The organism is Ancylomarina longa (assembly GCF_003996985.1).
GTDB classification, from domain to species: domain Bacteria; phylum Bacteroidota; class Bacteroidia; order Bacteroidales; family Marinifilaceae; genus Ancylomarina_A; species Ancylomarina_A longa.
Window position 1 is genome coordinate 1 of sequence record NZ_RJJX01000060.1, and the last position, 1629, is coordinate 1629.

The 1629-nt window shown below is 37.5% G+C and carries 2 protein-coding genes; both read left to right on the forward strand.

From position 1 onward, the window contains the following. The first annotated feature begins 662 nt into the window (after positions 1 to 662). The gene (locus DLK05_RS16415) at positions 663 to 1142 is read left to right on the forward strand and encodes a YybH family protein (RefSeq protein ID WP_127345079.1); all 480 of its coding nucleotides are present in this window, start codon (positions 663 to 665) and stop codon (positions 1140 to 1142) included. 159 nt (positions 1143 to 1301) lie between these two features. Beyond that, entirely contained in the window at positions 1302 to 1580 is a 279-nt protein-coding gene (locus tag DLK05_RS16420) for a hypothetical protein (protein ID WP_127345080.1), read from the forward strand. Positions 1581 to 1629 lie beyond the last annotated feature (49 nt).

A 1629-nucleotide genomic window follows, 5' to 3' on the forward strand; every position in this document is an offset into this window, starting at 1 on the left:
CGGAGAACCGGTTCCTGATTGCCATGCTCGTGGTACTGAAGCCCGACAAATACCTAAAACAATGCCATGCTGCAGCTCCCAAAGTGCGGCAAGTGACTAAACCTACCCCTACAAGGGGGTTCCCTAAGTGCCTCGTTTAGCTCACCGACTTAAAAATCGGACCTGGATAAGCTACTCGTCGGGGTATCGGAGGGTAAAATTCTAGCTTTGGAACCTACTCGCCGGGGTTTCCTTCCTAAAGGTTCGGGGTTACTAAGCTAAAAATCTAACCTCGGAACCTAAAATCCGGACTTCAAGAGCTAAAAATACCCCCTCACCCACCTACTGGATATTGTTCAATATAAATCAACAAACACCAATATATACGGGTGTTTAATACAAAAAAAACAGGACATAACACCCTGCCCTGTTTTCAACACTATATGCTTAAAATTATTCTTCCGTTTCTACCGGATTGCTTTCCGCTTTGTGTCCCGGAAAATACCTTTTTAATAAATTAACAAAACCCCAATAATATTTTCCGATAAGTATCACTTTTTATATTAATTACGAGCATTGACATTTTCCGTAAAAAATTATATATTAAGCATATCCCAAACCACAAACAATCTCTCTTCTATATTGTTTTTTTTAATATTTGAAATCTTACAATCCAAAAAATCATGCGTTCTAATATCATTTATTCAAGAATAGGCATTCTTCTGATGCTAGTTATTCTTGTTAGCTGTGTTTCAAAAGAAAATTTTGACCAAAAACCTGAAATTGTTAAAGCAAATCAACAATTTATGGATGCTCTTCATCAAGGAAATGCCATGGAACTGGCAACTCTTTACACAGTAGATGCTCAAGTAATGCCTCCCAACCATGAGATTGTTACTGGCACAAAGGCAATACAAGCTTTTTGGCAATCTTTTATCGATATGGGAATTAAGAATTTAACTCTCGATATAGCAGAAGTTGAATCTCTTCATAATACCATAATTGAAGTCTCAAAATATACTATAAAAGGAGATAGTGCAAACATTATTGATCAAGGTAAGTATATCGTAATCTGGAAAAAAGAGAATAATAAATGGAAATTACATCGCGATATATTCAACAGTAATATTCCACTTGAGCCTAAAGTCGATTCTGCAGAATAATAGACCAAGTCTATTTTTACATGCAGGGAACAAAAAAAAACTGGAAAGAAAGAAGCGGAGATATAATACTCCGCTTTCTTGGTTAAATGCAAAAGGTAGAAATATAATGATTTCATAAAACTATCAGCTACCATGTAGCTCTTTTTGCATCAAGACAAAATGAACGAAAGCATTGCAATCCTATCTCTGTACAGATTTCCTATTCCGTCGCGAATAATCCAATTACTGGAATTGCAACTTATTGGAGATTGCCACGGCTCCGTGCCTACGCCTCACAATGACAGTTATGAATTAGCACATGTGCAGTTTGTTGGAGATTACTCTGAAGAAATGGAGCAGTCTGCTGATGTTCGGATGCGCGCTGGCCTGAAAAAAATGCGGGCCGGCGGTGGGGTGAATGGATATTTAGGCTTTTCTGCTAACCAGAAAAGTCGTTAAGAATATCCAGAGTGTGGGGATAGCATATTTTTTTCTTGATTTTTTGGTT

What these genes read in the sequence shown, in the direction of transcription:
- DLK05_RS16415 (WP_127345079.1), top strand. Translation starts at nt 663, where the DNA reads ATGCGTTCTAATATCATTTATTCAAGAATAGGCATTCTTCTGATGCTA.
- DLK05_RS16420 (WP_127345080.1), top strand. Translation starts at nt 1,302, where the DNA reads ATGAACGAAAGCATTGCAATCCTATCTCTGTACAGATTTCCTATTCCG.